Raw genomic sequence first — 24,607 nt, 5'->3', positions numbered from 1 at the left:
GAAACCACTGCCCCCCTGAGCGCAACGCGCCGCCGCCACCGCGCGGAACGACGTCCGAGTTGAGGACGGGCCCGCCGCCGCCGAAAACGGGGCACCCTCGCTCCCCCCCTCGCTCCTCGGCATGACACCGAAGACCGGACTTCTGATACGAACCACGACTCCAGGGGACTAGCCGGCCGGCGAGTCGCGGGTGCTGGCGAGTGTTGGAACGACGCTTGCGAAGGGGTAGAAAGCTCTGGTGCGCCGCCCGCGAGGTCCTCTAGGCACCGCTGCCCTCGGCGCAGGCTACATGCTCGTGCTTGCGTGGCGCGCGGGTCGCGAGGCCGAGGACGGCGATCTCGGCGACAAGGCGGCGGCCGTAAGTCGCTTTATCGAGCTAAAATTTGCTTCTGAAATCAATCACATAGCGATGGCCATCGGCGCGTGCGCGATCGGCATCGGGCTCCTCCTCGGGCTCGGGGCGTACGGGCTCATGCGCGCCCGCGGCGCCCACCGCGCGACGTGGGCCCGCTTCCTCGTCGAGTCGCTAGTGGTCGTGGCCGGGCTCCACGCGCTCGCCACGCTCCACGCCATGGCGCGGGCCCCGCAGCTCTACGCCACCCGGTTTTACGCGCGCGGTGGCGCGCTGCGCACGCTCCAGGTGCTCGTCACCGACGTGCTCGGTCCGCGCGGGACGACGGCCCTCGCGCTCGCGGTAGTGGTCGCCTACGCCCTCGGCCCAGGGGGGCGTCGCGCGGTCACTCGCCCTGCGCGCGCGCTCGGGGCGCGGGCGTGGACGCGGCTCCGGGGTGTCGCGCCGGGGGCCGCCGCGCTCTGCCTCGTGAGCGGGGGTCAGTCGGAGGCCCCGTCCCCGCCGGGCGTCGGCGCCGCGCAGAGCGCCGCGACCCCGGGCGCTCCCGCCACGCCGAGCCCGCCCTCGACGGCGTCGACCGGCAGGCCCGGGGGCCAGCGACCCAACGTACTCATCCTCGCCGCCGACTCGCTCCGGGCCGACCGCATCGCCGCCACGACGACACCGAACCTCCTCGAGCTGGCGGCGCGCTCGACGCGCTTCGATCGGGCGTACGTCTCGGTGCCCCGCACGTTCTCGTCGTGGGTCACCCTCCTCACGGGGCGCCACGCGCATCACCACGGTGTCCGCTCGATGTTCCCGCGGTGGGAGGACCGCGCGAAGGACCTCGACGCCTTGCCTCAACGCCTCGCGCGGGAGGGGTACGCGACCGAGGTCGTCGGTGACTACGCGGCCGACATCTTCGGCCGGGTCGATCTCGGGTTCGCCCGCGTGGACACCCCGAGCTTCGACTTCCGCCAGATGCTGCGCCAGCGCGGGCTCGAGCGCGAGACGCCTCTGCTGCCGTTTCTCCACTCGCACGCGGGCCGTTCGCTCTTTCCCGTGCTGAAGGAGCTGTCGCACGCCGCGGACGCCGACCTCCTCGCCGACGACACGATCTCGGCCCTCGCGCGGCTCGGCCGCGGACACCGCGATCCTGGAAGCGCGCCGTTCTTCCTCACCGCCTTCTTCTCGACCGCACATTTCCCGTATGCGGCGCCTGCTCCGTACTACCGCCGCTTCTCGGACCCGGCCTATCGAGGCCGCTACAAGTACCACAAGCCGGTCGGCCTCGGCGGCGAGGCGCCCCCAGACGAGGCCGACGTCCGGCAGATTCGCGCGCTGTACGACGGCGCCGTGCTCAGCATCGACGACGCCATGGGGCGCGTGCTGCGAGCGCTCACGAAGCTGGGGCTCGCCGACGACACGATCGTGGTCGTCACCGCCGACCACGGGGAGACCCTCTACGATCATGGCCACGGCCAGGGGCACGGCGATCACCTCTTCGGCGATGAGGGCACCCACGTGCCGCTCATCGTCCACGATCCGCGCGCGCCCGGCGGCCGACGCGCGACGGAGATCGTGCGCGACGTCGACATCGCGCCCACCCTCTACGAGCTGACCGGGGCCTCGGCGCCCTCCACGGTCGACGGCCGCTCGCTCGCGCCGGCGCTCTCCGGGGGCCCCCTCGCGCCGAGCTATGCGTACGCCGAGACCGAGCTCTGGTTCACCGAGGACATCCTCGCGCTCCCGCCCCGCCAGCGGCTGCCGTACCCCGGCATCATGCAGATGACCGAGCTCGACTCCACCCACGGTCAGGTCGAGGTGGTGCTCCAGAAGGCCATGGCGCCCGTCACGCTCGTCGCGCGCCACCGCATGGTGCGCGACGAGCGCTGGAAGCTCCTCTACATCCCCACGCGGATGGGTGTGGAATACATGCTGTTCGACACCGAGCGGGACCCGGGCGAGGTCGTCGACGTCGCCAAGGGCCACCCCGACGAGGTCGCGCGCCTCCGCGCGCCGCTTTGGAAGTGGATGCTGGAGGATCGCAGCATGATCGAGCGCGACGGCATGCTCGTCCCGCGGGAGGAGGCGAAATGAGGCCGCGTCGGATCGTCGCCGCGCTCGCCGCGCCCGTGGTCATCGTGCTGGCCGCCGGCGGCTCTCTGGCCCTGGCGTTCTCACGGGGTGGGGGCGCGGATCCGACAGCCCCACCGCCGCGCCCTCCCAGCGCCGAGGCGGGCCCCGCCGCGGCGAGCCCGGTGCGGGACGGGGGCGCTCCGGCCGCCGACTTCAGCGTGGCGCTGCGCTTCACCGAGGCCATGGCGACCGCCCGGGTCGAGGCTCCGCGCGCGGGCGAGCTCGACGGCCTGCTGGCGGCGCACTGGCGTCGGCTGCGCCCCCCGTTCGTGCGCGTCCCACAAGACCTCTCGCGGCACGTGTCTTCTTTCTCCCTGCGCACCAGCGAGAAGGAGGAGCAGCACGCGGTCAGCACGGGCTCCGGCTCCGGCTCTTGGCGCCCCGACGCGCGCCTCTGGAACATGAACGAGGGCAGCTTCGACCAGCGCGAGTCGATCGTGTTGCCCACCCCCGCGAGCGTGTCGTTTCCGGTCACCCTCCCGGAGGGCGCGCGCGTGACGTTCGGCGCCGGCACGGCCAACGCGTCGCGGAAGACGCTCCTTTTTCGCGTGCAGTTTGCACCCAATACGGGCGCGCCGCCTCCGGCGTGCGAGACCCGTGTGCCGCCCGAGCGCCAGCGGCTCTGGACCGACGTGACGTGCGATCTCGCCACCTCCGCGCTCGCCGCCGGCCGGCTCACCTTCGGTGTCACCGCGGTCGATCCGCTCCCCGGCGAGGCGCCCCGGCGCCATCGTCCGTCGGAGGCGGGCGCGGCCGACGACGCGGCGCTAGAGAGTCGAGGCCAGACCCCGCTCGCGTTGCTCGGCCAGCCCTCCCTCTGGGGGCGCGCGCGAGCCGTACCGTACAACGTGCTCTGGATCGTGATCGACGCGCTCCGTCCGGACGCCATCGCGAGCTTCCACGACGACGCGCGCGACGCCGCGATGGCCGCGGCCGAGCTGCCCCCCCTGGAGGCGCTCTTGCCGAAGGTGCCGGGGCTCATGCCGGGGATCGACGCGCTGGCGAAGCGGGGCGTCGTGTTTCGATCCGCGACCTCCGCGGCCTCGTGGACGCGCCCGGGTACGCTCGCGATGCTGAGCGGCGCGCGGTCGAGCGAGCTCGGCATCGAGACGAAGAGCTGGGTGCTCTCGCCCGACGCGGTCACCCGCTTCTACGGATCGGATCCTCCGCTCCTGCCCCTGCTGCTCCGCAAGCACGGCGCGCCCGTCCACGCGTTCGTGAACAACTACTTCCTCGTCGGCTACACGCCCATCGGCGTCGACATGGGGTTCGAGCAGGTCTTCGACCACCGCTACCGCACGGGCGACACCGCCGAGATCACGAAGAGCGCGGTGGAGTTCCTCGAGTCGAGGCGTGACTCGAGGTTCTTCGCGTTCGTGAACTACAACTCGCCCCACGACCCGTACGATCCGCCCGCCGAGATGCTCGCGCGCGTGCCGCCGCCCCCGATCGGCCCCAAGGACCCCGTGGTCCGCCGCTACCTCGGGGAGTGCGCGAAGGACGACGCCGCGGTCGCCGCGCTCATGAACGCGCTCGACCGCTCGGGTCTCCGCGAGCGCACCCTCGTGGTCGTCACCGCAGACCACGGAGAGACCCTGTCGTCGGCCCACGTGGGGAAGTCGAACGACGGAATTCAGGTGCGATTTCATCACTCTGCGAGCAACTTCGAGGAGACCACCCGCGTCCCCATCTTGCTCTCGCTGCCCGGCGTGCTGCCGGAGGGCCGCGCGGTGGACGCGCGCGTCCGCAGCACCGACATCGCGCCCACGGTGCTCGATCTCCTGGGGCTCGAGCGGCCCGCGAAGATGAGCGGCAAGAGCCTCCGCGGGCTCGCGACCTCCGACGTGCGCGAGGCCGAGCCGCGCGTGGTCGTCACCGAGGGGCGCGGCACACGCTCCGTCATCTACGGAGCGTGGCACTTTCTCGTGCGCGATCCCGAGGCCGGGCGCGACGGCGGCCCGGGCTTCGCCGGCAAGGAGCTGCTGTTCGACCTCGCGAAGGATCCGGGCGAGCGCCACGACCTCGCCCGCGAGCGCCCCGGAGACGTCGCCGAGCTCCGCGCGCGGCTCGACGCCGCCATGAAGAACGTCGCCGTGGCGGGCAGCGCGGAGCCCGCCGCGCCCGCCAAAGACGATCTTCCCCAGCTGCACGTGCGCTTCGCGGGAGGTGGCCGCGTGCTTCACGTGCGCGGATCGCTGAAGGTGCTCGGGGGCGGGCGCGCGGCGCAGCTCACGCCTGTGGGCGTCGGGGCCGACGCGTTCACGCGCACCGCCGACGGCTTCGAGGTCGTCCTCGACACGGCCCCGCGCGACGCGCTCGGCTTCGATCTGCTCACCGATCCGCCGTCGGCCGATCTCGCCTGGGCGTTCACCGAAGACGAGCGGCCGCTCGCCGTCGCGTTCGGCGGGCCCTTTGGGATCGCACGCAAGGGCCTGGAGCGGGGCCTGGCCGGCGAGCTCGAGCGGCGGGCGGTGGGCGCGCCGCGTTTTCCCGAGCTCGACCCGGGGCGCGACGTCGGGCTCTTCGTCACCCGCGATCGGGCGGGCGCCGCCTTCACGCAAGAAGGGGCCGCCGGGGAGGGCGCGGCGGAAATGGCGCGAATGCTCCGCGAGTGGGGCTACGCCAACGGTTCGGGCGCCTCGAAGAAGTAGCCGAAGTGAAGGCGACGCGGAGGCCCGGGCCCCCGCGTCGCGTGCGTGCGAGCCGAGCGCCGTTCAGGGAACGACGACGACCACGCCCGTCATGGTGGAGTGCGCCGTGCAGACGTAGCCGAACGTGCCCGCCGCCGGGAACGTGTTGGTGTTCGCGCTCTTGATGGGGTTGTTGGCGTCGCCGCCCTTCACGCCGATCGGGTGGATCCCGAGCTCGCCCTTCCAGGTGACGGTCTGGCCGACCTTGATCCTCATGCAGGCCTCCGGGGTGGTCGACACGTTGAAGCCCCAGGCGATCTCGCGGCTCGCGCCGTCGGCGGTGCGGTCGACGTAGTTCTTGCAGCCGTTGAGGTCGGGCCCGGGGACCGTGGGCGGCGTGGTGCCCGTGCCGGTGCCGGTGGCGGTGCTCGTGGTGGTGCCCGTGGCGGTCGTGGTCGACGACGGCGAGGTCCCCGCGTCCGTCGCGGTGGCGGAGTCGCTACAGGCGGCGACGGCGATGCCTGAGGCTGCGAGCGCGGCGAGTGCGGCGAGACGTACGGCGTTCTTCATGAAAATGCTCCCTCGTGAAAGTCCCAAGCCCAGAGGGCGCACGGCCCACGTGGAGAGCAAAGCACGTGCGGCCTCCCGAGTCGCGCATAATTTGCGCACCGGGAGGCCGTCGGGGGAAGCGGTTCGGCTGGAGCCTACGGGACGACTTGGATCGCGCCGGTCATGCTCCCGTGGAACTCGCACACGTAGCCATAGACGCCCGCCGCGTCGAACTGGATGGTCACGTCGGTGTCGCCCTGCTGGCCGTTCACGATCGGGCTCGGCGTGGTGCCGCCAGAGGCCTTCAGCGGGTGGCTCGTGAAGTTGCCGGCCCAGGTCACGCTCTGCCCCACCTTGATCTTCAGGCAGCGCCCGGGCGCACCGCCGACGGCGAGATCCCAGGTGATCCCGGCCGCCACCGCGGTCGCGTCGACGAAGCTCGTGCAGCCGTTGACGACCGGCGGGGAGGGGGGAGCGTCCGTCGCCGCGTCCGTCGCCGCGTCCGTCGCCGCGTCGCCGCCGCCGCCGCCGTCGCCCACGCCCACGCCCACGCAGGTGGACAACGCCTGGGTCTCGGCGTTGCACGCGTTGTCGCCGACTTCGCTCTCGCCGGCGTCGTCGCAGAAGCGGTTGGTCTCGAGGCACTTGTAGAATGCACGCAGCTGGGGGAGGCACTTCCCGGCGTCCTCCGCGGCCTTGCAAGCCGCCTTCGCCTCGGCGACCTCGGCGGGCTTGTCCTTCGGGCAGGTCTTGACCGAGTCGCACACGCCGGTCGGCGTCGTCGAGTCGGCGCCGGCGTCCGAGGCCGTGCCGGTGGTGGACGAGCAGCCACCGAAGGCAGCGAGCCCCGTGGTGAGCAAGGCGGTGAGCACGAGGAGCTTCTTCATCGGGACCTCAATTCAAGTGGAAGGACGCCCGGGCGTCGACGCGCAGGCCAGCAGCCGACAAGATTAGAGGAGATCCCTCTTGCTTTCCAGTTTGCGGGCTCCCAGCCTCACGTCCGATTGCAGCCCGTCGGCGAGGGAGGCGAGGCCGCTGGGGCGCCGCGCGCGTTTCTCCGATCCTGTTTCTCCTGTTTCTCCTGTTTCTCCTGTTTCTCCTGTTTCTCACGTTTCTCACCGCCCGCTAGAATTCCCGGGAGGGGCGCTCTAGTCTCGCGCCGCTCATGCGCCTCGCGAAGCTCATCGGCCCGGACCTCAAGGCGCTCCTCCGAGAGGACCCCGAGCAGACGCGCGCGGTGCTCACGGAGATGCACGCCGAGGATCTCGCCGACCTCGTCGCCGAGCTCGACCCCGATGACGCCGCGCTGCTCCTCCAGCGCCTCCCGGCCGACGAGGCCGCGCCCATCTTCGAGCGCCTCGAGGAGCACGAGCAGGAGGAGCTCGCGCAGCTCATGCCGGCCGAGTCGGTGGCGCAAATCGCCAGCGAAATGGCGCCGGACGACCGCGCCGACCTGTTCAGCGCCCTCCCGGAGGACGTCGGCACGAAGCTCCTGGCGACGCTCGAGAAGGTCGACCCCGAGGCCGCGCAGGAGGTCCGGGAGATCGAGAAGTGGCCCGAGACCAGCGCCGGCCACCTCATGACCACCGACTTCGTGCAGGTGCCGCCGCGGGGCACCGTCGCCGACGCCATCGCGGCGGTGCGCGCGTTCTCCGAGGAGCACAACGCGCCCATTTACCACGTGTATGTGGTCGACAAGGCCGAGCACCTCATCGGCACCGCGAGCATGCGCGCGCTGCTGCTCGCGTCGCCCGACGCGCCGCTCGCCCCGGAGATCCGCGAGTGCGTGCACAGCGTACGGCCCGACCTCGATCAAGAAGAGGTCGCGCGCGGCATGGCCAAGTACGATCTGAACGTCGTCCCGGTGATCGACAAGAACGACGTGCTGCTTGGCGTGATCACCATCGACGACATCGTCGACGTCCTCACGCAGGAGCAGACCGAAGACGTCCAGAAGCTCGGCGCGATCGAGCCGCTCGATGTGCCTTACTTCCAGACCAGCTTCGTCAGCTTCATCCGGAAGCGCGGGGTATGGCTGCTCGCGCTCTTCCTGGGCGAGTTCTTCACGCAGACGGCGCTGCGGCACTACGATCCCGTGTTCGAGGCTATTCACGGCGCGGCGTACTACGTGCCGCTCCTCATCTCGGCAGGAGGCAACTCCGGCTCCCAGTCGTCGACGCTCATCATCCGCGGGCTCGCCGTGGGCGAGATTAAGTCTTCGGATTTCTTAAGGATTCTTGTTCGGGAGAGCCTCATGGGGTTCGTGCTCGGCCTCGGCCTGGCGGCCGTCGGCTTCGTGCGGGTCCTCATGTACCCGGAGCAGACGGTCCCGTTCGCCCTCACTGTGTCCGCCTCGCTGGTCTTCATCGTCATGACCGGCTGCACCGTCGGCAGCCTCCTCCCCATTCTCCTCAAGCGCATCGGGCTCGACCCCGCGACGAGCTCCACGCCGTTCATCGCGAGCCTCGTCGACGTCCTCGGGATCGTCATCTTCGTCCAGGCAGCCAAGCTCATCATGGTCGCGACCCTCAGCCGCGCCGCGCTCGGTCATCCATGACCTCGAGGGTCCTCGCCCCGCTGGCCATCACCGCGACGCTCGTTCTGGTCGGCTGCCCCAAGAAGAACAAGCCCCCGCCCGTGGAGCGGGTCTGGCTCGGCGAGACCCTCGCGTGCGCGCGCCTCGTGAGCGGCGCGCTGCGCTGCCAGGGCGACGGGTCGACCGGCGCGCTCGGGCCGACCTCCACCGGCGCTCCTCACGGGCCGGTGACGCTCCCGTTCGAGGGCGCGGTGCTCTCCATCGAGCTCGCCCCGGGGTCGCTCTGCGTGGTGCTCGAGGGGCGCGCGCCCGCGTGCCAAGGAGCCGGCGTGAAGGTGGCCCCAGCCCCGCCCGGGGGCTGCCGCCTCGAGCACGGGCGGGCGGTCACCTGCGCCGGCGCCCGCTGGCCCGAGCCCGTGACCTTCGATCGCGCCGGCCCCATCGCGGAGCTCGCCGAGGGCCGCAAGCACGCCTGCGCCCGCATGGAGAACGGCACCGTGCTCTGCTGGGGCGAGAACGACCGTGGCCAGCTCGCCTCGCCGCCCCCGCGAGGGTCTCGGGCTCCGGCCCCCGTCCAAGGCATCTACGGGGCCACGGCCCTCGTCGCCGCGGCCGACGGCACGTGCGCGGTCCTCGCCGACAAGTCCGTCCGCTGCTGGGGCGACAACAAGAACGAGCGCCTCGCGGTCGGGCATGGTCCGGTCCTCGACGTGCCCACGCCGGTTCATTTTTGAATCGACGGTCAGGCGGGCTCGCTGCGCGCTCCCCTGCGCGCCCCAGTCCGGCTAAGCTCCGCGCCGAGGCGCTGTTGCACCCGTGAAGCTGGAGCGGAGGCCCGAAGGGGCGAACGAAGGTCGACGGCGAGGCGAGGTCTCGCCGTGAACAAACACTACGACGTGGTCGTCCTGGGCATGGGCCTCGGGCCGCTCGTCACCGCCGCGCTGCTCTCGCGGCGCTCGTGGCGCGTGCTCGTGCTCGGCCAGGCCGAGCGCCCCCCGGCCTACTCGTTCGACGGGATCCCGCTCTCGCGCCGGGCGTTCACCCTGCTGTTTGGCGCCTCGCCGGTCTGGCTCCGTGCCCTCGGCGAGCTCGCCCAGACCATGACGTTTCGCCGCATGACACGCCCGCTGGAGCCGATGTTCCAGGTCCTCGGCGACGGCCTGCGCCTCGAGGTCCCTCCCGACGTCGAGCGCTTCGGCGCGGAGATCGACCGCGAGTTCGCCGGTGTGCGCCGCGCGACCGACGACCTCTACGCCGAGCTCGGGCGCGTGAACGGCGAGGCCGACAACGCCTTCGAGCGCGACGTGGTGTGGCCGCCCGGCACCTTCTGGGAGACGCGCGCCACCCGACGCGCGCTGGTCGACGTGCGCCTCGCCGAGTCCCCGGGGCGCGACCTCATGGCCGACTTCCCGGCCTCGCACAAGCTCCGCCGGGTGGTCCACGAGACCGCTCGCCACGGCACCGACGCGACCCACCTGCCCGCGTTCGCGCTCGCCCGCGCCCACGGCTCGCTCACGCGCGGGGTGCTTCGCCTCGACGGCGGCGAGGCCGAGCTCACCGAGTTTCTGGTGGGGCGTATCCGCGCGCAGGGCGGGGAGGTGCGCCCCGCCGACCGGGCGGTCTCGATCGTGCAGCGCGGGGGCAAGGTGCGCGCCGTGGAGCTCGACGGCCACGCCGAGCCCTTGGGCGTGAATTTCGTCGTGAGCGGCGGTACTCTCCAGGATCTCCTGCGCCTCGCTCCTACGTTCCCGGTGCCTCGGCGCCTCGCGGACGCCTACGTCGAGCTGCTCGCCGAGGAGCATCGCTACTGCGTCTCGCTGCTCGTTCGCGACGAGGCCCTCCCCCCGCCGCTCGGCGTCGAGTCGTTCGTGCTAGGCGAGCCGTCGCGCGCAGAGCTCTCCGTGCACCTCCAGCGCCGGCCTGGCCCGCTGCCTGGCACCACGTTGCTGCTCGCCGAGGCCCTGCTCACCGACGCGACACCCCGGATCGCGAAGGCGCGCGAGGCGGTCCTCAGCACCCTCGCCGCGCAGATCCCGTTCCTCGAACGGCACGTGCTCTTGTGCGACTCAGTCCACGACGGCCGACCCCTCTGGGACCTCCGCGGGGGTGCTCGCGTGGAGGTCGACCGCCTCCGCCTCCGCCAGGGCGGCGGCTCGGCGGAGGCGGAGCCCATGGTGCCCCGCTACCGCGTGGCAGGGGCGGAGCTCTTCGGCCTGGCGGCGGAGCCCCTCCGCGCCCCGCTAGAGGGGGCGTTCCTCTGCGGTCGCTCGGTGCTCCCCTCGCTCGGCCAGGAGGGCGAGCTGCTCGCCGCCACGAGCGTGGCCAAGATCATCACGCGCACCGACGGCCAGAAGGAGAAGATGCGTCGCGAGATGTGGAGCAAGGTGGAAATGTCATGAAGAGTCCCCTCCTCGCCCCGGCCCGCACGGCGCTCGCGAGCGCGGTCGCGCTCGTCGGGCTCGTCGCGTGCGGCGGTCCCGGCAAGACTGAGGCCGCCGCGCTCGATCGGGCGGTCACCGCGTTTCGGCAGGCCGAGAACGCCCAGAAGGCGGCGCGCGCTCGCGCCGTCGAGGCGGCCCCTTGCACGGTCGACGACGTGTGCGCCGCGCGCGCCGCGTGCGTCGCGTCGGCTCGGTCCACCGCGGAAGGGCTCGACCGCAAGCAGGCTGTCGAGCGTGCGCTCGCCTCGCAGCCGCCCACGCCGGACGACCCCCGCGCCAAGCGGCTCCTCGAGGAGCTGACCGCGGCCGAAGCGAGCCTGGCCGAGGGGCAGGCTCGCGTTCTCGCCTGCGACAACGCGATGCGCGCGCTCCGCGGCACCTACGGGCTCCGCTGACTCCATCACCCGGCCCGTCGCCGAGTGGGACATCGCACACAGTGTATCACCCCGGCCATCGTTCGCGACGCTTGGTGGCACCCGTTGACCCTCGGCGCGCGTCATGTTGGCCTGATAGCTCTACAGGAAGGGCTCCGCCATGCGCGCAACGACGTGGCTACGAGGTGTCGCGGTCGTGGTGGGCGCTGGGGTGCTCGTCGTCGCCCCTGGCTGTGCGCCACGCCTTCAGTGGCACGGACAGCTCATGCGGTCCGAGTACTGGAACCTCGACGACAGCGCGTACGCCGCGGTCGTCGCCGCGAACCAGAGCCTGAAGGCAGAGACCGACCGCGCGACCAGCGACCCGCTAGGCCGCGCCATCATCGAGCGGCGCCACGGGCGGGTGCGCGCGCTGATCAAGGTCGGCGCAGACGTGAGGCGTCCGCTCCAGCTCGAGGGCGTCGTCGAGGAAATCGCGCACCGCAAGCACGCGCGCTCGGGGGCGTGGGCGAGCCTCTCCGGTCGGCAGCTGCGCGCGCAGCCCCTCCACATCGCGGCGCTCAAGGCCGACGCGGCGATGGTGCAGATCCTCATCGCCGCGGGCGCCCCTGTGGACGGCGGTGGCGAGTTTACCCCGCTGGTCGCCGCCACGGACCGCGCGCCGAGCGACGAGAGCGCGGCGATCGTCGAGACCCTCCTCGCCGCAGGCGCCCACGCCGACGGCCTCGCGCCGGCTCCCGCTCAGCCACCCGTCGTCTCGCCGGTCGACTGCAGCGCCACGCACCCGCAGGAGGCCTGGCATCCGCAGTGCGCGAGCCAGTGTGCCCCGCTCCAGCGCGTGCTCATGCGCCCGAACCGCCGAGACGAGGGGTGGCTGAGCGGGTACGTGATCGATCGCCGCGCCTCCGGCACGAACGGCGACCTCGTCGTCACGACGGAGATGGGTCACTGGCCCTCCACACCGGAGATGCGCGCACCGCGCGAGCGGATCGTTCGCGCGCTGCTCGCCGCAGGGGCGAGCGCCGATCCGCCGCGGCACTGGCACCACTACTTCGCGCTACGCACGACGCGAGACGCCCTCGGCACCTACCCCAGGTGGCGCACGTGCCCTGTGGCCCTCTGGGCCGGCATCCACGCCGGGCTGAGCGACGAGACGGTGCTCGCGCTGTCGGGCAAGACGAAGTACCCGCCCGGCTCGGGCTGGAAGGAGGAGGTGTTCGACGGGCTCGAGGTCCTCGCGCTCGAACGGCGGGAGGCGCTGGTCGCCCGCGTCCTCAGGGAACAGCTGCCCCGACTCGAAGGGCACGAGCGCGTGACGGCCCTCGACCTCGTCGCGACCCGAGGGGCCGCCGACCTCGTCGCCACGCTCCTCCGCGCTGGCGTGAAGCCCACGAACGTCGACAACGCTGGGCGTGGCTACGCGCCGGCGATCGTGTCCGCGGCGGAGCACTGCGATCGCGCGAACGTGCCCGCCCTCCTCAGGGCTGGGGCGGACCCCAACCGGCAGCGCTCGAGCGACGGTGCGCGCGCGCTCAACGTCGCATGCCCCGACGTGTCCGCGCTCCTCCAAGACGCCGGCGGGACCGCGACACCCAAGGCCGAGCAAGACCGAATCGTCGCGGAGCGCGCGGCCGAGGTGAGCAGGCTCCAGCGCCAGCGATCGGAGTCCCGGCGGAGGCGCGCCGCAGAGTTCGCGGCCGAAGCGGGCGAGCTGCGCGGCATGACGCGTGAGTGGGAGGCGCAGCGGCAGGCGGCGGAGCGGCGGCGCCAGGCAGAGCGTGAGTCGACGTCGCGCGCCGTGGCGCAGGGCCTCCAGAGCGGGCTCGAGCACGCGAAGAAGGAGCTCGCGCCGCCCAAGCCGCCGCCGATCCCGTACGCGAGCGGCAGCGCGTCGAGCGCAGCCGGCGACGACAAGGGCGCGTCGAAGGAGGGCGGCGCGCAGGGGACGCAGTCCCAAGGCGGGCCCAGCGCGCCCGCCGCAGCCCCCGCGGTGGGATCGGGGGCTCGGCCGCCGGCCGGCGCAGCGCCACCTCAGGGGGGCTCACGCGGCTCGTCGATCGCCAGCGGGCCCTCCTCACCCGGCGGTCGCTCGGCCCCGAGCGGGGGCCCGCCCGTCGGCGCGGGTGGAGGCCCCTCGGCCGGCGGCGGCTCAGCCGGGACAGGTGCCGCTGGAGGGGCAGGGGCAGCGCGCGCGACCCCGCCGGCAGGCGGCGCCGGCGCCGGTGGCTCGGGATCGGGGCGAGCGCCCGCGCCCGCGGGCGGCGCCAGCGTCGGCTCGGCAGGCGGAGCGGGCGCAGGCAAGTGCCCAGCGGGGAACAGCACGTGCGAGTCGGTGCTCCGCGTGAACGAGCAGGCCGCGGTTGCTCGCATCTGCGGCGCCTTCGCGACCAGGAAGGGCGAGATCGACATGCGGCGCCTCGGTTGCCGGGGCGACTGCGAGAAGGCGCTCTACGACTGCTACCGCGCGAAGCCGGCGCCCGATCCCGCGCGCCCGCTCTCCGGCGCCGGTCACGAGCACCAATGCCGCGTCAAGCTGCAGGGCGCCGTGGCGACCTGCCAGGCCCGGTGCCCCGAGCAGCATCCCTACCCCTCGCGACCCGCCCAGTGCCCCGAGGGCAAGGCGGGGAACTCGGGGACCGCGCGCTGAAGCGGCGGTCATGACGCTCGAGCAAGTGACTCGGGAGCGCGCTCCGTTGGGCGAGGCCGGCGGCGCTCCATCGGCGATCGTGCTCGACCTCACGAACGCACATTTCGCTGCGGGCGGGGCGCGCGGCCCGCGCGTTGACACGGCCCCCTCGCGCGGGTACACACGCGCGCAATCGAGCCCGCTACCGGGGCAAACCAACCGCGGGAGACCACGTGCACACCCAGGTCCGTCTGTTCACCGGTAACGCGCACCCGGCGCTCGCCTCGGCCATCGGCGCCTTCCTCGAGATCCCCGTCGCCAAGGCGCGCGTCGTCCGCTTCTCGGACGGGGAGACCTTCTGCGAGATCGGTGAGAACGTCCGCGCGGTGGACGCCTACATCGTCCAGCCCACGTCGAGCCCCGTGAATGACAACGTCATGGAGCTGCTCATCATGGCGGACACGCTGAAGCGCGCGTCGGCGAAGCACATCACGGCGGTGCTGCCGTACTACGGATACGCGCGCCAGGACCGAAAGGTGGCCCCGCGCACCCCCATCACCTCCAAGCTCGTCGCCGACCTCCTGCAGGCCGCGGGCGTCACGCGGGTGGTGTCGGTGGACCTCCACGCGGGGCAAATCCAGGGCTTCTTCAACATTCCGTTCGATCACCTCTACGCGATGCCGGTGCTCCTCGAGGACTACCTGAAGAAGAACTTCGACTCGTCGTGCGCGGTCGTCTCTCCCGACGCGGGCGGCGTCGAGCGCGCCCGCGCCTTCTCGAAGCGCCTGAACGCCTCGCTCGCCATCATCGACAAGCGACGCGAGCGGGCGAACGTGAGCGAGGTGATGCACATCATCGGCGACGTGCGCGGGAAGGACTGTGTGGTCGTCGACGACATGATCGACACCGCCGGCACGCTCGCGGGCGCCGCCAAGGCGCTCATGGACGCCGGCGCCGCGAGCGTGGTCGCGTGCGCGACGCACGGCGTGCTCTCGGGGCCGGCCATCGAGCGCATCATGGCGTCGCCGCTCAAGGAGGTCGTGGTCACCGACTCGATCCCGCTCTCCGAGGCGGCCCGCACCTGCGGCAAGATCAAGCAGGTCACCATCGCGCGGCTGCTCGGCGAGGCGATCAAGCGCATCCACTCCGGCGAGTCGGTGAGCTCGCTCTTCGCGTAGCCCGCTCGCGCGACGAGGTTCCGATTGTTCTCACTGCGAGAACAACCTTTGCTCGGCCCGCGCGGCTGCGCGACCGCTCGAGACCTCCTACGGTGATCCCATGTCGACGACACGCAGGACGTTCCTGACCCAAGCGGCGGCCGCGGCCCTCGGGCTCACGGTCCCGGCGTGCGCGACGCGAAAGGAGACCGCCGTGCTCACGACCCCTCAAACCTCCGCGCGCCTCGTCCGCGAGGTGCTCCCCGGCATGGCGACCAGCGATGGCGCCGGCGTTCGCCTGACGCGCGTGATCGGGCAGCCACGGCTGCGCAACCTCGATCCGTTCCTGATGCTCGATCGGTTCCACTCGGACGATCCGGGCGCGTACATCGCGGGGTTCCCCGACCACCCTCACCGCGGGTTCGAGACCGTCACGGTCATGCTCGATGGGCGCATGCGGCACAAGGACAGCCGCGGCAACGAAGGCCTCATCCGCGGCGGCGGGATCCAGTGGATGACGGCGGGGCGGGGCATCGTCCACTCGGAGATGCCCGAGCAGGAGCGCGGGCTCATGAGCGGTTTCCAGCTGTGGGTGAACCTCCCGGCTTCGGAGAAGATGACCGAGCCGTTCTATCAAGACCTGCAGCCCGAGAGGCTCGCCGTGGCGAAGCTCGACGGGCGAGGCGAAGCGCGCGTCGTGTCAGGCGACCTCTTCGGGGTGAAGGGCCCCGTGCGCCCGCGCCCCGCGGAGCCGCTCCTCGCGCACCTCTCCCTTGGCGCCGGACAGAAGCTCGAGTTCCCGGTCCCCGTCGGCCACACGGCCTTCGTGTTCGTCAACGAGGGGGCGCTCACGATCGGGGAGCGGGCGGTGCGGCGGGCCGAGCTCGCGGTGCTCGAGGCGGGCGAGCGCGTCGCGTTCGTCGCGGGGGCCGAGGGCGCGCAGCTCCTCTTCGCCGCGGGGAAGCCCTTCGGCGAGCCCATCGTCCAGCACGGCCCCTTTGTGATGAACACGAGAGAGGAGATCGAGCGCGCGTTCTACGACTACCGCCGCGGCACGCTCGGTCACGACTGAGCCGCGCGGCCACCCTCGGCGCCGGTCGGTCGCGGCGCGTCACCTCCACCTCGCGCCGGTCAGGGGAGGCCGAGCTCGGTCGCGATGCGCGCCATGAGCGCGCTCTCTTCGGCCGACACGGGGCCGTCGGCCGGAGGCACGAACGGCGCGACCACGGGCCGCGCGTCGCGCGGGAAGATGCGCAGCGACACGCTCGTCAGCACGAAGTAGCGCTCGCGCATGCCAACGACGAGCGCGAGCAGATCGGGCCCCACGCTCTTTCGCGGCGCCGCGCGCACGTCGAGGTCCTCCCCGGTGCCCTTGTGCTTGGCCTGGAAGCCCGCCACCAGGTGGTCCGCCGGGTCGTCCCAGGGGGACCGCGCGCCGCGCGCGCCGGCGGCGAGCCACGCGCCGACCGTGCCTTCGGGCGGCACGCCCGTGAGGTAAAGTGTGTAGTTTGCATGTGAAAGTGAGCGCTCGAGCTCGGCGACGCCCACGTCGGCGGAGACCTCGACGAGGAGGCTCTCTTCGTCGAGCGAGATCATCGCGCACCTCGCTGGTCGAAGGCGGCCGCGGAGCCCGCGCGCGGCTCGTACGGCTCGGGTGACACGGGCGGCAGCAGCGCGCCCGGGTTCAGGATTCCCCCGGGATCGAAGGCGCGCTTGACCGCCCGCGCGGTGACGATGCCCGTGCTCCCCAGCTCGAGCGCGAGCTTCGGCGCCTTCGATCGTCCCACGCCGTGGTGGTGCGCGAGGGTGGCGCCCGCGTCGACCGCGGCGGCGAGCGCCGCGCGCCACGTGCGGTCGTACACGGCCTCGGACGCGGCGTCCCACTCACCTCGGGGCGTGCCGGGCGGGGCGCTGCCGGCGAACGAGAAGTAGATGCAGCACCCGTCGGGATAGGCATGGCTGAAGTGCGCCATCACGAAGACGCTCTCGCCCAGCGCGCGCCGCACGCCGTCGTAGAGCGCTCCGAGCTTCGACCAGGACGCCGCGACCTCCATGGTGTCGGAGAAGGCCCCGTCGCGGAACACGGGCGCCTGGCGGTAGCTCACGGAGTAGCGGTGGGCGAGCCACTTGCGCGCGGGGCCTTCGCCCTCGTAGCGGGCGCCCATGGCCTCGAGCACGCCGCGGGCCTCGCGGCACTCCTCGCCCGGGGCCTCGCCTTCGCCTTCGAACACCAACACGAGGAGCGCGCCGCCGAAGACGCGGCTACCGAGGCCCTCGACGAGCGCGTTCAGCGCACCCGGGGCCCGCAGGATGCTGCGCAGCACGACGCCGCCCATCCCCGGCGCCGCGGCCCCGGGGCGCGTGCGCCCGGCGCTCTTCTCGGCCTTGACCGCGCCTTGCCGCGCGAGCATCGCGTCGAACGGGTCGTAGAGCCGCGCGACCGCGGGGCGCAGGCCTCTCTGGAACAGGGCGCGGATCCCCTCCCAGCCGGCCTCGGTCGAGTCGAACGCGAAGCCCGCGAAGGCGCGGGCGGTGGGGCGTGGATGCAGTCGCAGGGTCGCGTTCGTGATGACGGCGAGCGTACCCTCGCTGCCGATGACGAGCGGCAAGAGGCTCGGCCCCTGGCCGCGGCGCGGGAGCACGAGGCGCTCGCCGCGGCCGGTCACGCACTCGACCGACACCACCATGTCCTCGATCTTGCCGTACTTTCCGGAGCTCTGGCCGGCGCTCCGCCCGGCCACCCAGCCGCCGACGGTGCTGCACACGATCGACGAGGGGAAGTGACCAAGGGTGTAGCCGCGGCGGCCGAGCTCGTCCTCGAGCGGCAGGCCCATCTGGCCGGCCTCGACCGTCAGGGTCGGGGCGGCGCCGTCGAGCTCGATCCAGCGGGTCATCCGCTTCATGTCGAGCACGAGGGCGTCGCTCGTGGGGAGGACCCCGCCGCACACCCCGCTGCCCGCGCCGAACGGCACGAGGGGCGTGCCCGTCTGATTGCAAAAAGCGACGATGCGTTCCACGTCTGCGGTCGACTCGGGCCACACGATGGCGCCGGGGCGGTGCGTGCCGACGACGCCCGAGCGGACGGCGAGGTGGTGTCTCGGCCACAGATCGCGGCCGTAGGCGACCTGGTCGACCACCGAGTCGGAGGCCCGCACGCCGGGCACCTCGCGGGCGAAGCGGGAGAGGAGCGACGTCATCGGGACGAGCTTATTCGGGCGGTCCGAGGATGTCTCGCGTCGCGGCGGGCGCGCTCGGGCCGCGCGTCGCGGGGTGGATCGCGGCACTGGATCCCGTAAGGCTCACGCGGACCACCCTTGAGCCGCGGAAAGAGCGGATCTATCGCACGCGCAGCAGGTAAGACATAGTGGCACATATCTTTCATGAGCCGACATACCCACCCACCAGGAGCCTTCGATGCGCTTTCTCGTCTTCGCCGCCCTCTCCGCCGTCGCCGTCGCCTCCACCGCCTGCTCCGCCGCCGTCGAGCCGGGCGCCGAACCGACGATCGACGAGTCGGAGGCCGACGTCACCTCGGGCCAGCGCACGAGCTGCGGCGCCAGCTACACACCCGCGCTCCGCAAGTACGAGCTCGCCGTGATCGCCGCGAAGTCGGTCCGAGCGAAGAAGGTCTGCGACGCGGTCAAGAACCCGAAGGACGGCCAGACGGTCGAGGCGACCGACGAGGCCGTCGGGGAGCTTCTCCAGCAGGCCGTCGCCGGCTGCGCGGCGTTCCGCGACGTCTACAAGACCAGCCCCTACGCCGCCCCCGCCCGCGAGGTGCTCGCCGACAGCGTCCTCGGTGACGTGGTCTCGGGCGCGCTCGACACGAAGGGGTTCACCAACCTCGACAAGTCACTGCCCGGCAAGACGATGTTCGGGCCGAAGCCGGGCGTCGCCAACCTGTTCGAGGTCACCTTCGCGGCGGGCGGCAAGGCGACCTTCCGGAGCTTCGACTTCGAGACCGGCGCCTTCGTCTCCACGAACGCGACCTGGACGGTCCGCGACGCCGCGAAGACCGAGGTGCTCATCACGCGCGGCGGGGTCGTCACCGTGTACACGCCCACCCTCGAGTCCGGCCACGTGGTGCTGGTGCCGGCGGGGGAGGGCCACCGCATCTCCACGTCGTCCGACCCGTGCAGCGCGTAGTCGGCGCGCGAAATCGCCCCCGCCCGACGCGGCTCCTTGCACGGCTGGCCGTTCGCGCCTAGTGACCGCGACGATGAGCGCCAAAGCAGAAAGCGTCGCCCCGATCGGTCGCACGTTCTCGGAGGCGCTCGCCGAGGGCGTGCTCGTCGTCGACGGGGGCATGGGCACGCAGCTCTACGAGCGTGGCGTCCTCTACAGCGCGTGCTTCGAGGAGCTGAACGTCTCGCGCCCCGAGCTCGTCAAGAAGGTGCACGAGGACTACCTGCGCGCCGGCGCCCAGGTGCTCGTCACGAACACCTTCGGCGCGAACGCCCTCCGCCTCGAGAAGCACGGCCTCGGCGGGCGGGTAGCGGAGATCAACGAGCGCGCGGTTCACCTCGCGAAGGAGGTCGCGGGCGGCCGCGCCTTCGTGGCGGGCAACGTGGGGCCGAGCGGCTGGTTCCTCGGGGACCCCGGCGCCGACGACGTGGCGAGGGTGCGCGACGCGCTCTCGGAGCAGGCGCACGCGCTGGTCGCCGCCGGCGCGGATCTCCTCGCCGTCGAGACCATGCGCCAGACCACCGAGATCCGCATCGCGCTCGAGGCGGCGCGCGCCGCGGCGAAGGGCAAGATCCCGATCATCGCGAGCGCCTCGGTCGACGAGACGGGCCGCATGTCCGACGGCACCACGGCCGCCGAGCTCGGCCGCATGCTGAAGGACTGGGGCGCCGACGTCGTGGGCATCAACTGCTCCGATGGCCCAATGATGGTCCTCGACGCCGCCGAGGCGATGCTCGCCGCGGGCCTCCCCGTGTACGCGGTCCCGAACGCGGGCCTCCCGCGCCGCGTCGACGAGCGCCTGGTCTACGTGTCGACGCCCGAATACTTCGGCGTGTACGCGCGGCGCATGTTCAAGCTCGGCGTCAAGCTCGTGGGTGGCTGCTGCGGCACGACCCCCGAGCACGTCAAGCGCATCGCGGCGGCGGCGCGCATGGCAGGCTCGGCTCACGCCGACGCGCCGCGGGGCGAGGCGAGGGTCGCCGAGATCTCGAGCGACGCGCCGTCGGTCGCGCCCGGGCAGCCTCCGGTCCCGTTCGAGGAGAAGAGCCTGCTCGCGCGAAAGATCGCCGAGGGGCGCTTCGTCGTCTCCGTGGAGGTCAACCCGCCCGTCGGGCTCGACCCCAAGAAGGCCATCGAGGCCGCGAAGATGCTCAAGGCGGGCGGCATCGACGTCATCAACATCGCCGACGGCGCGCGCGCGCAGGCCCGGATGGTGAACCTCGCGATGGCCGTGCGCGTGCAGCGCGACGCGGGCCTCGAGACGATCCTCCATGTCTGCGGGCGCGACCGCAACCTGCTCGGCACGCTCGCGCATCTCCTGGGGGCGCACGATCTCGGGGCGCGCAACCTCGTGATCATCACGGGCGATCCGCCGAAGATGGGCGACTTTCCCGACGCCTCCGCGGTCTACGATCTGGACTCCATCGGCATCCTCAAGCTCGCCCGGAACCTGAACCACGGGGTCGACCCCGGCGGAAAGCCGCTGGGAGGCGTCACGAGCTTCCTCCTCGCGACCGGGGCGGAGCCGGCCGCGCTCAACTACGACCGCGAGCTGAAGCGCCTCGCCGAGAAGAAGGCCGCCGGCGCCGAGTTGGTGATGACCCAGCCGGTCTACGACGCGGCGGTTCTGGATAGATTTTTGAATGATATCAAGGATTTGGGGCTTCCCGTACTCGTCGGGTTGCTGCCGCTCGCGAGCTACCGGAACGCCGAGTTCCTCCACAACGAGGTCCCGGGGATGTCGGTGCCCGAGGCTGTCCGCGCCCGCATGCAGCGCGCGGGCACGGGCGCCGAGGCGCGCGCCGAGGGGGTCGCCATCGCCCGCGAGATGCTCGCCTCGGTGCGATCGCGCGTGGCGGGGGCGTACATCATGCCGCCGCTCGGCCGCTACGAGCTCGCGCTCGAGGTCGTCGACGGCTTCCTCGAGCCATGATGGCGCGCCCGGCGACGGCGGGGGTAGGTCGGCGGACCGCCGCTTGGGCGCTCGCGCTGGCGCTCGGCTCGGCGGCCTGCGGCGACTGCCGTGGTCGACGCGAGCTCGCCGCCACGCCGGATGACGCGGCCCAAGACGCGCCGGGCGCGTCGGCGACCGAGGGCGGGCGAGGCGACGGCGGCGCCGATCTGCCCTCGCGGTGCGAGGCGACCACGGCCGAGCTCGAGCTCGAGGGCGGCGCGTCCCTCGAGGTGGGAGACGCGCACCTGACGCCGGCAGGCCTCGCGCTCTCCGCCACCATCGAGCGCGACGGCACCCGCGTCGGCGTAGTGTTCCTCGCGGATCCGGCCCTGGCGAAGGTGCGAACGCTCGACCTCGGCGACCTCGCGGGCGGCGAGCTCGCGCCGCGCCTCTTCGCCCACGAGGGCGCGGTCCTCGTGGCGAGCTACGTGAGAGGGTCGACGCCCAAGTCCCTGGGAAACCGCCCCGGCGCGGCGCGCGTGGTGGCGACCCGCACGCTCGCTGTGGCCGAGCTCGGCCAAGAGCGCGCGACGCCGCTCTTTCGGCTCTCGCAGCAGGCCGACGACTCCCTCGCGTTCGATCTCGTCATGACGGGCAAGGCCTCGGGCCTCGTCGCGTGGGACGAGGACTCCGAGCGCGTGGTGCGCGGCGTCGTGAAGGTCGCGTCGTTCGCCGACGGGCGCGTCGCGAGCGGCGCCGTCGTCACTCCGTACGAGACCGACGCCGACTCCCCCGCGCTGCTCCGCGCCGTCGACGGACAGCTCACGCTCGCGTGGCTCTCCCGCGACGTCCTCGCGAGCCAGGACGGTGGCGAGAAGGGCGCCCCCGAGCCGGACCGCCAGGGCGAGTACCTCGAGACGGCCGGGGAAGAGCGTGCGCGCCAGTGGGTCCAGCTCGCGCCGCTCGACGGGGCGGGGAAGCTCTCGGGCCCCATCCTCTCCGCGACCCCCCGCGCGCGCTCGCACACGACGTCGTTCGAGCTCGCGCCCGCGGCGGCCGGCGGCGTCGACGTGTACGTGTACGACGCCGTCCTTCGGGGCGAGCGCGAGGGCGCCCGCCTGCTCCGCGTCCCCGTGCGCGGAGGAAAGAGCCTGGCCGCCGAGGAGCTCCTCCCGGGCGGCGTGGGCGCGGCCCCCTCGGTCCTCGGCCCCGGCCTCGTCGGCTTCGTCGACCTCGCGGAGCGCAGCATGCTGTTCAGCTCGACCGGAGGTGGACGCGCGCTCACGCGTGAGCCGCTCGCGCGGGGCGGCCGCTTCGTGGCGTCGGCGGCGGGCGCGCTCTACAGCGTGTCGGTGGAGGTAGGCGCAGACGGCGGCCCGGGGCGTGCGTGGCTGCGGCGCCACAGGTGCCCGTGAGCCGCGCGCGCGCTGAACCCGTGTTCCCGTCCGATTCTCGCGTGCCGCCGTGCGGCGAACCTTCCTTCTCGCGCCGGCTTCGACTACTTTCGGTCGGGCGTGTCGCAGCGGGCCTATAGCTCAATCGGTCAGAGCCCCCGGCTCATAACCGGGCTGTTCCTGGTTCGAACCCAGGTGGGCCTACGAACGGATCGCGCGCGCGCTGCGCCCGGTCCCCTCATTCAGGAGATCTGCTTTTGAGCATCGTCGACCAGATTCGTGCCCTCGAGGAGCTGGCCAAGCTCGACTCCGAGCTGAAGACCGTTGGCGACGCCCTCGTCGTCGAGCGCGCGCTGCTCGAGGGGCTCAAGACCTCCCTCGCCGCCGTCGAGGCCAAGGCCACGGCGGAGCGCGCCGCCCTCGAGTCGACCGAGAAGGCCCGGGGCGAAGCGTACGCCGAGGCCCGCTCCACGGCCGCGCAGCTCGACGCCTCCCGCGACAAGATGAACCGCGCGCGCACCGAGCGCGAGACGAACGCGGTGCAGCGCGAGCTCGAAGAGCTGCGCAAGCTCCAGCGTGACCGCGAGGAAGAGGTCGAGCGCTTCGGCAAGTCGATCGAGGCCATCCGCGCCGCCCTCACCACGGCGGAGGAGGAGAAGGGCCGCATCCTCGCGGAGCTCGCCGAGAAGGAGGGGCTCATCGCGGCGAACGTGGGCGAGCTCGAGGCCACGCACGGCACGAAGGCTGGCGGTCGCGAGGCGCTGGTCCGCCAGATCCCGACGATCGTCTATCGGCGCTACGACGCGGTCCGCGCGAAGCGTGGCTCCGGGCTCGCCAAGACGACGAGCGGCACCTGCACGGCGTGCAACATCGCGCTGCCCCCGCAGCTGTTCCACCGCCTGCGCCGCGAGCCGATGATCGAGCAGTGCCCTTCGTGCAACCGCCTCATTTACTTCGCGCCGCCGGTGGCGCCGAGCGTCTCCTCGTGAGCAACCCCGCGCCCCAACCCCCTGGAGCGAGCCCGTGAAGAGCTGCCCGAAGTGCTTTCGCAGCTTCCCCGAGGACGCGTCGTTTTGTGCGCACGACGGCGAGGGCCTCGTCGCGGCGTCCTCCCTCCGCGCCGCGAACAAGGACGACCCGCGCGTCGGGGCGCTCATCTTCGGGCGCTACGAGGTCCGCCGAATCGTGGCGGACGGCGGCATGGGGCGCGTCTACGAGGGCATCGACATCCCGACCGACACGCGCATCGCGATCAAGGTGCTCCACGACGACGTGGCGCGCGACGAGGTCTCGCTCGCCCGCTTCAAGCGCGAGTACGAGATCTCCAGCATGCTCGTGAACGACTACGTCGTCCGCGTGCTCGATTTCCAGCGCGACGAAGTGAACGGGGTGTGGCTCCTCGTCATGGAGTTCCTCGAGGGCGAAGAGCTGCGCGTCGTGCTGAAGCGCGACAAGTACCTGGCCCCCGCGAAGGTGGTGCGGATGGTGGCGCAGGTGGCGATCGGCCTCGACGCCGCGCATGCGAGCCAGTTCATCCACCGCGACCTGAAGCCCGACAACCTCTTCATGTGCGGCGCGCGCGACGGGGATCGCACCAAAATTCTCGATTTTGGCTCCGTGAAGGACAAGAACGCCAACGCTCCGAAGCTGACCGTGATGGGCACCACGATCGGATCGCCGTTCTACATGGCGCCCGAGCAGGCCCAGGGGCTCGAGACGCTCGACTCCCGCGCGGACGTGTTCGCCCTCGCCGCCATCTCGTACGAGTGCATCGTGGGCACCGTCCCGTTCTCGGGCAACAACGGCCCATCGATCCTCCTCGCCATCCTGACCGAGGACCCGCCGCCCCCCACGGTGGCGGGACGCAAGGCGAAGTACGCCATCCCCGCGGCGATGGACGAGGTCATGGAGCTCGCCCTCGCGAAGAACCCGAACCACCGGCAGGCCACCGTGGGCGCCTTCGCCGACGCGTTGGGGCACGCCTACGGCCTGACCGGCACGCACCACGACTGGGCGCGGACGGCCCTCGCGGAGCTCGCCGCGACCCTCGAGGCCTCTCAGCCGGCGGCGCGCGCCGACGCGCAGGGCGACCCCTTCGCGGCCCGCCTCTCGGCGGCCCCGGACCCCTTCGCCGCGGCGCCCCCGCGGGTCTCCGAGCGCCCCCCCACGCCCGCGCCGCCGGTGCCGGAGCTGGCCCCGCCCCCGGCCGAGTTCTATGCGCCCCGCCCCCCGTCCGCCGCGCCGCCGCCGCCGGTCGTGGTCAACAAGACCCCGGTGTGGATCGTGCCCGCCATCGCCGCGCTCTTCCTCGTCGCGGCCGCCATCGTCGCGCTCGTGGCCCTGCGGTAGGT

The 24,607-nt window shown here is 72.4% G+C and carries 16 protein-coding genes, 1 tRNA gene and 1 pseudogene; 15 read left to right on the top strand and 3 right to left on the bottom strand.

What is annotated here, in order from left to right; all coding sequences use genetic code 11:
* The first annotated feature begins 238 nt into the window (after positions 1–238).
* On the top strand, positions 239–2,431 hold the full coding sequence (locus IPQ09_27370; GenBank protein MBL0197868.1) for a sulfatase-like hydrolase/transferase: 2,193 nt from the start codon (positions 239–241) through the stop codon (positions 2,429–2,431).
* A complete protein-coding gene (locus IPQ09_27365; protein ID MBL0197867.1) occupies positions 2,428–5,121 on the top strand; it encodes a sulfatase in 2,694 nt (897 codons plus the stop codon). The genes IPQ09_27370 and IPQ09_27365 overlap by 4 nt, the downstream gene beginning before the upstream one ends.
* A gap of 63 nt (positions 5,122–5,184) precedes the next feature.
* On the opposite strand, the gene IPQ09_27360 is transcribed toward IPQ09_27365, so the two are convergent.
* Together IPQ09_27360 and IPQ09_27355 are read right to left on the bottom strand one after the other, a co-directional pair.
* The gene (locus IPQ09_27360) at positions 5,185–5,670 is read right to left on the bottom strand and encodes a hypothetical protein (GenBank protein ID MBL0197866.1); all 486 of its coding nucleotides are present in this window, start codon (positions 5,668–5,670) and stop codon (positions 5,185–5,187) included.
* Between the two features lie 134 nt (positions 5,671–5,804).
* Positions 5,805–6,536: a hypothetical protein gene (locus IPQ09_27355; protein ID MBL0197865.1), complete on the bottom strand. Its 732-nt coding sequence runs from the start codon at positions 6,534–6,536 to the stop codon at positions 5,805–5,807.
* Between the two features lie 278 nt (positions 6,537–6,814).
* On the opposite strand from IPQ09_27355, the gene mgtE reads away from it, so the two are divergent.
* From mgtE to IPQ09_27320, 7 genes are all read left to right on the top strand, one after another.
* Positions 6,815–8,206, top strand: a complete 1,392-nt coding sequence (gene mgtE / locus IPQ09_27350) for a magnesium transporter (protein ID MBL0197864.1) — start codon at positions 6,815–6,817, stop codon at positions 8,204–8,206.
* Positions 8,203–8,919 carry a hypothetical protein gene (locus tag IPQ09_27345; protein MBL0197863.1) on the top strand — a complete coding sequence of 239 codons (717 nt, stop codon included), beginning with the start codon at positions 8,203–8,205 and terminating at the stop codon, positions 8,917–8,919. Before mgtE ends, IPQ09_27345 begins: the two co-directional genes overlap by 4 nt.
* Positions 8,920–9,063: 144 nt before the next feature.
* Positions 9,064–10,584, top strand: coding sequence for a phytoene dehydrogenase (locus tag IPQ09_27340; protein ID MBL0197862.1), 1,521 nt, complete (start codon positions 9,064–9,066; stop codon positions 10,582–10,584).
* On the top strand, positions 10,581–11,021 hold the full coding sequence (locus IPQ09_27335) for a hypothetical protein (GenBank protein MBL0197861.1): 441 nt from the start codon (positions 10,581–10,583) through the stop codon (positions 11,019–11,021). Before IPQ09_27340 ends, IPQ09_27335 begins: the two co-directional genes overlap by 4 nt.
* A 139-nt stretch (positions 11,022–11,160) precedes the next feature.
* Positions 11,161–13,647 carry a hypothetical protein gene (locus IPQ09_27330; protein ID MBL0197860.1) on the top strand — a complete coding sequence of 829 codons (2,487 nt, stop codon included), beginning with the start codon at positions 11,161–11,163 and terminating at the stop codon, positions 13,645–13,647.
* A gap of 212 nt (positions 13,648–13,859) precedes the next feature.
* Entirely contained in the window at positions 13,860–14,804 is a 945-nt protein-coding gene (locus IPQ09_27325; protein MBL0197859.1) for a ribose-phosphate pyrophosphokinase, read from the top strand.
* Between the two features lie 100 nt (positions 14,805–14,904).
* On the top strand, positions 14,905–15,855 hold the full coding sequence (locus IPQ09_27320; protein ID MBL0197858.1) for a pirin family protein: 951 nt from the start codon (positions 14,905–14,907) through the stop codon (positions 15,853–15,855).
* A 59-nt stretch (positions 15,856–15,914) separates the two neighbouring features.
* On the opposite strand, the pseudogene IPQ09_27315 reads toward IPQ09_27320, so the two are convergent.
* A pseudogene (locus IPQ09_27315) lies at positions 15,915–17,980 on the bottom strand (FAD-binding oxidoreductase).
* Positions 17,981–18,197: 217 nt separating this feature from the next.
* Here IPQ09_27315 and IPQ09_27310 point away from each other — a divergent pair.
* The 6 genes from IPQ09_27310 (at position 18,198) to IPQ09_27285 (ending at position 24,605) form a co-directional block, all read left to right on the top strand.
* A complete protein-coding gene (locus tag IPQ09_27310) occupies positions 18,198–18,929 on the top strand; it encodes a hypothetical protein (GenBank protein ID MBL0197857.1) in 732 nt (243 codons plus the stop codon).
* 73 nt (positions 18,930–19,002) lie between these two features.
* Positions 19,003–20,901 (top strand): bifunctional homocysteine S-methyltransferase/methylenetetrahydrofolate reductase, encoded by a 1,899-nt coding sequence (locus tag IPQ09_27305; protein ID MBL0197856.1) that lies wholly within the window; start codon positions 19,003–19,005, stop codon positions 20,899–20,901.
* Positions 20,898–22,277 carry a hypothetical protein gene (locus IPQ09_27300; GenBank protein MBL0197855.1) on the top strand — a complete coding sequence of 460 codons (1,380 nt, stop codon included), beginning with the start codon at positions 20,898–20,900 and terminating at the stop codon, positions 22,275–22,277. Before IPQ09_27305 ends, IPQ09_27300 begins: the two co-directional genes overlap by 4 nt.
* A 109-nt stretch (positions 22,278–22,386) precedes the next feature.
* Positions 22,387–22,460, top strand: a tRNA-Ile gene (locus IPQ09_27295).
* 53 nt (positions 22,461–22,513) lie between these two features.
* A complete protein-coding gene (locus tag IPQ09_27290) occupies positions 22,514–23,245 on the top strand; it encodes a hypothetical protein (GenBank protein MBL0197854.1) in 732 nt (243 codons plus the stop codon).
* A gap of 34 nt (positions 23,246–23,279) precedes the next feature.
* On the top strand, positions 23,280–24,605 hold the full coding sequence (locus IPQ09_27285; GenBank protein MBL0197853.1) for a serine/threonine protein kinase: 1,326 nt from the start codon (positions 23,280–23,282) through the stop codon (positions 24,603–24,605).
* Positions 24,606–24,607: the final 2 nt, after the last annotated feature.

Source organism: Myxococcales bacterium (assembly GCA_016720545.1).
In the GTDB taxonomy this organism is placed as follows: domain Bacteria; phylum Myxococcota_A; class Polyangia; order Polyangiales; family Polyangiaceae; genus JAAFHV01.
This window is presented reverse-complemented; position numbering and strand designations above follow the sequence as displayed.